Here is a 5,066-nt window from a genome sequence, read left to right as displayed (position 1 = left end):
ACCCCGCAGAAGTCCCCGGCCCCTGACGCCGGGCCCGCGCAGGCCGCGCAGCCCACCCTGACCGTGCCCGGAGGGAAGTTCCTCCGCGCCCGCTCCGGCAACACCGCCGTCGCCCAGATGTTCGCGCCGGGCATCGCGGAGCTGTCCCTGGCGGAGAAGCGCGTGGCGTGGTCCCTGACGCTCGCGGCGCACGCGGGCGAGGACATCGCGTTGGATCAGCTCGGCTGGAAGCTGGTGCCGGCGAAGCAGCTCCTGGAAGGCGTCTGGCTCTTCGGCCGGGACGCGCAGAGCGCCGCGTCCGGCTTCGACGCGAAGCTGGCGGACTACCTGCTGCGCTTCTACGGACATGGCGGCAACCACGACAGCGCCACCGGCCAGAAGTTCGTCCCGGGCTTCACCGCGGAGCAGCTCGCGGCCGGCGCCTCGCGCGCGCTCAAGGCCGGCGCGCCGTGGAGCGTGAAGGACGAGGCCGAACTCCAGGCCTGGCTCCAGGACCTGAAGCCCACCCTCTTCGACGCGGCCTTCGAGCCGCAGCTCACCTCCAAGGCTCCGCCCCCGGGCCAGGACATTCTCACCGCGTCCTCCAACACGGCCTACGGCCCCGGCGTGACGGAGAAGGACCTGGTGGGCTTCACGGAGAAGCACCCGCTCAACTCGCGCGTGGTGAAGCAGGACGGCAAGCTGGTGGAGCAGGTCTTCCGCGCGGGCACGCCGGACGGCAAGGTGAAGCCGGGCCTGTACGCGAAGGAGCTCTCGCGCGTCATCGCGCACCTCCAGGAGGCGATGAAGTCCGCCGGGCCCGCGCAGAAGACCGCGCTGGGCAAGCTGGTGCGCTACTTCCAGACCGGCGACCCGAAGGACTGGGACGCGTACAACATCGCGTGGCTCAAGGTGGACCCGAAGGTGGATGCCAACCTGGGCTTCATCGAGACGTACGTCGACCCGCGCGGCCACAAGGGCCAGTGGGAGGCGCTGGTCAACTACCGCGACACGAAGGAGAACCAGATCATGGTGCTCATGGGCCAGAAGGCCCAGTACTTCGAGGACCGGCTGCCCTGGCCCCAGAAGTACCGCCGCAAGAAGGTCGCGCTGCCGGTGGCCAAGGCCATCAACCTCATCACGTCCAACCCGGAGCCGCCCGCGGGCATCAACCTGCCCAACGAGCAGCACATCCGCGAGAAGTACGGCAGCAAGAGCGTGATGATCACCAACGTCATGGACGCCGCCTCCGCCGTGACGCGGCTGCCCCTGGCGCTGGAGTTCTCCCGCACGGCCGAGGACCGCGAGCAGGCGCGGAAGTACTCCGTCACCGCGCGCAAGTGGCTGGTGGCCTTCCATGAAGTGCTGGGCCACGCCTCCGGCCAGGTGGACCCGAAGCTCAAGGGCCAGTCCCCTTCCGTCTTCCTCAAGGAGTACGACAACACGCTGGAGGAGGCGAGAGCGGACCTGGTCGCGCTGTGGCACGCGTTCGACCCGGCGCTCGCGGAGCTGTCGCCGGACCACGAGGCCATCGCCCGGCAGATGTACCGGGACTTCCTGGTGGAGGGGCTCACCAACCTGCGCCGCGTGGAAGAAGGCAACGCCTTCGAGGAGGACCACCAGCGCGGCCACCACATGACGGTGACGTTCCTGGAGGAGAAGGGCGTGGTGAAGCAGGTCACGGAGAACGGCCGCACGTACCTGGTGGTTCCGGACTACGCCAGGATGCGCGAGGCCGTGGGCGAGCTGCTCTCCCAGCTGATGGTCATCAAGGCCACCGGCGACTACGAGGGCATCCGCGCGCTGGTGCGGCAGAAGGGCATCCACTTCGACCCGAAGCTGCGCGACGAGGTCGCCCGCCGGGTGAAGGCCGTGGACGTGCCCACGGTGCTGCTCATCAACTCACCGCGCGTGGTGCCGGTGCTGGACGCGAAGGGGGCGCTGGTGGACCTGAAGGAGGACACCACCCAGGCCTTCGTGGATCAGCACCTGGAGCGCAGCCTGCTGGGACGGCTGTCCCCCGCGGAGGCCCGGCGCATCGCCGCGAAGGTGGCGGGCTCGCCGGACGCGGTGCGCGAGGCGTTCAAGGAGCTGGGGCCGGATACGGCTCCGGCTCCGGCGAAGTCCAGGCCCTGACGGGCCGTCAGTGGTTGGACGGCACGTCCGCGTCATTGACGGGCGTGCCGGACTCCGTGGTGAGCACGACGTGCTGGGAGCCCGGTGGGATGGGGCCTCCCGGCGTGGCCGGGTCGCCCATGCGGCTGTTGGGGCGGCCGTAGTCGCGCTCGTAGATGCGCACCACGGAGAGGAAGAAGGCGACGATGAGGGGTCCCAGCAGCAGGCCCACCGCGCCGAACGCCGCGAGGCCGCCGAGCAGCGCGAAGAAGACGATGGCGCCGTGCTGGTTCATGCCCTTCCGGGCCAGCAGCGGCTTGACGACGTTGTCCACGAGCCCCACCACGACGACGCCCCAGATGGCCAGGAAGAGGGCCGCCCACGGGTGGCCGCTGAGGAACATCAGGCCCGCGGCGAAGAGCACCACCACCGCGGCGCCCACGGCGGGGATGAGAGCGAGAAAGAACGTGAGGCCCGCGAAGAACAGCGGCGCGGGCACCCCCACGATGAGGAAGCCGATGAGCGCGACCGCCGCCTGGACTCCCGCGGTGGCGATGGTGGAGACGAGCACCGACACGGAGGTGCTCTTGAACTCGCGCAAGAGCTCCCGCGTCTGTCCGCGCCGTAGCGGCGACACGCTCTCGATCCATTGCACCAGGCGCGCGCCATCGGTGAGGAAGAAGAAGAGGGCGATGAGCATCATCGTCGTCTGGAGGACGAGCGTGCCGGTGGCCGCCACTGCTCCCGTGACGGCCTTGGCGGCGGTCCCGCCCTGGCTCGTCACCTGCTCCTGGAACTTCTGGTCGAGCTGCTCCTGCTCCAGCGGGAGCCGTTCAATCAGCTTGCTCACCGGGCCCCGGATGCCGCTGGGCAGCTTCTCCATCAGGCCCGTCATCCCGTCCTTCTGCACGGTCTGGGTCACGAAGCGGGCGCCCTCGGACACCTCCGCGACGACGAAGGCGGTGAGGCCGCCCAGGGGCAACAGCAGCGCCAGCATGATGCCGGTGACGATGAAGCCCGCGGACACGTTGCCATGGCCTCGCAGGCGCTTCTTGAGCCGGGTGTGCAGTCCGTAGAAGGTGCCCGCCAGCACCGCCGCCAGGAAGAACGCTTCGGCGAAGGGCCGGATGACCAGGCACAGCAGGACGATGGACAGCAGGATGAGACCCACGAAGACGCGTCGCGCTACCAAATCGGAGGCCATGGCCTTGCCAATTTAGGGAGCCGGACCTGTCGCCGGGAGCCTGCCCGGTCGGATTGTTGCAGGAACATTCCCTCGGGCCTGGCTGGCTGCCTGCTCACCGGACTTGGGGGCGGCGCGGGGGGCGCTAGAGTGCGCGCATGCCGCCTTTTGACTCCGCCCGCTTCACGCTCTGGCTCCCGCAGCTCCTGTGCGCCGTCTTCCTGGCCATCCTCTTCCTGCAGTCCGGCCTGGACAAGGTCGTGGACTGGAAGGGGAACCTGGGGTGGCTGACGGGCCACTTCTCCAAGTCGCCCCTCAAGGGCGTGGTGACGCCGATGCTGGCGGTCATCACGCTGATGGAGCTGGCGGCCGGGGCGCTGAGCGCGGTGGGCGCGGTGATGCTGCTGGTGAACGGCAGCCCGGCCGTCGCGTACCTGGGCGCGGTGCTCTCCGCGCTGTCGCTGCTGGCGCTCTTCTTCGGCCAGCGCATGGCGAAGGAGTACGCGGGCGCGGCGGTGCTGGTGCCGTACTTCGTGGTGGCGGTCGCGGCGGTGTACCTGCTGCGGCTGGCGTAAGGCGCTACAGCACCTTGCGCGAGGGCATGATGGCGTTGGCGGACAGCAGGCCCGCCGCCAGCGCCACCGCGACCATCAGCATGGAGAAGGCCGTGTCCACGCCGGCCACCACGTCGCGCTCCAGCAGCGACGCGAGGCTGCGGAAGCCCACGCTGCCGGGGACGAGCAGCATCAGGCCCGGCACCACGGTGGTGACGGCGGGCCGGTTGCGAAGCCGCGCCAGCGCGTTGCTCCCGACGCCCAGGAGCAGCGCGCCCGCGAACGCGCCCAGCTGAGGCCCCAGCAGCAGCGCGCCCAGCCGGGCCCCCATGAACGCGGCGGCGCCGGCCAGCGCAATCCAGCCCCAGTCGCGCGGCCGGGCGCGGAAGAGCACCGCGATGGCGAAGCCCGCCACCACGAGCGCGACGACGGCGGCCCCTGGAGGCATCACCACGGGCAGGGGCGGCGTGGGCACCGGAGGCAGCACCGTGGCCACCCGGCTGCCCAGCGCCGCGCCGAAGCCCAGCTGCAGGAAGATGAGCGCGGCGTGGGTGAGGCGCGACGTGCCGGAGATGAGGTTGCGCGTGGCCACCTCGTTGACGGCGATGGTGAGCGTCAGGCCGGGCAGGAGCACGATGAGGCCCGCGAGCGTGGCCACCTCGTTGTGCAGCGGGCCGAAGAAGTGGGCCGCGATCCCCGCGAACGCGGCGGACAGCACGGCGGCCACGGGCTCCAGCACGCGCGCGGTGGTGGGCTGCTTGCGCGTCAGCAGGTCCACGGCGCCAATGGCCAGGCTGCTGACGCTGGAGACGCCCATCTCCTTCCATCCACCGCCGAACAGCAGCGCGGCGGAGGCGCCCGCCAGCATCCAGCAGAGCAGCTGGAGGGCGGGGCCGTAGCGCTCCGGCCGGGCGAGGATGTCCTCCACGCGGCGGGCTCCCTCCGCGGGGGTGAGCCGCCCGTGGATGACGTCGTCCGCGAGCATGTCCAGGAGGATGAGGCGCTCCAGGTCCATGTCGCCGGGCTCCACGCGGATGAGGCTGGTGCGCAGGTCCTCCGGAGGGCCGAACGAGGCGAAGATGGAGGTGGGCGTGGAGAAGAAGCGGGCCTCCAGGCCCAGCCGCTCGCTCACCCGCTTCATCAGGCCCTCCAGGCGGTGGGCGGGCGTGCCGTGGCGGTGCAGCGCGTGGCCCAGGCGCAGCACGAAGGCCACCGCGGGGCCGGGCGGCTGTCTC

Annotated in this window: 4 protein-coding genes; 2 read left to right on the top strand and 2 right to left on the bottom strand. The window is 70.8% G+C overall.

The annotated features are described in order from the left end of the window. Positions 1-2,115: dipeptidyl-peptidase 3 family protein (locus tag D7X55_RS35575; protein ID WP_199747296.1), on the top strand; the 2,115-nt coding region annotated here is incomplete at its 5' end. 7 nt (positions 2,116-2,122) lie between these two features. Here the strand turns inward: D7X55_RS35575 and D7X55_RS35570 are convergent. After that, a complete protein-coding gene (locus D7X55_RS35570) occupies positions 2,123-3,298 on the bottom strand; it encodes an AI-2E family transporter (RefSeq protein WP_121725369.1) in 1,176 nt (391 codons plus the stop codon). A 137-nt stretch (positions 3,299-3,435) separates the two neighbouring features. On the opposite strand from D7X55_RS35570, the gene D7X55_RS35565 reads away from it, so the two are divergent. Then, positions 3,436-3,852 carry a DoxX family protein gene (locus D7X55_RS35565; protein WP_120553091.1) on the top strand — a complete coding sequence of 139 codons (417 nt, stop codon included), beginning with the start codon at positions 3,436-3,438 and terminating at the stop codon, positions 3,850-3,852. 4 nt (positions 3,853-3,856) lie between these two features. On the opposite strand, the gene D7X55_RS35560 is transcribed toward D7X55_RS35565, so the two are convergent. Continuing rightward, the coding region (locus tag D7X55_RS35560) for a threonine/serine exporter ThrE family protein (protein WP_147470341.1) at positions 3,857-5,066 on the bottom strand (1,210 nt) is incomplete at its 5' end.

Source organism: Corallococcus sp. AB049A, from assembly GCF_003668885.1.
Classification (GTDB): Bacteria; Myxococcota; Myxococcia; order Myxococcales; family Myxococcaceae; genus Corallococcus; species Corallococcus interemptor.
Note: the sequence above shows the minus strand (reverse complement) of the source record. Positions and strands in the feature narration are given on the sequence as shown.

Coding starts and splice junctions, on each gene's coding strand:
- D7X55_RS35565 (WP_120553091.1), top strand. CDS start 3,436: ATGCCGCCTTTTGACTCCGCCCGCTTCACGCTCTGGCTCCCGCAGCTC.
- D7X55_RS35570 (WP_121725369.1), bottom strand. CDS start 3,298: ATGGCCTCCGATTTGGTAGCGCGACGCGTCTTCGTGGGTCTCATCCTG.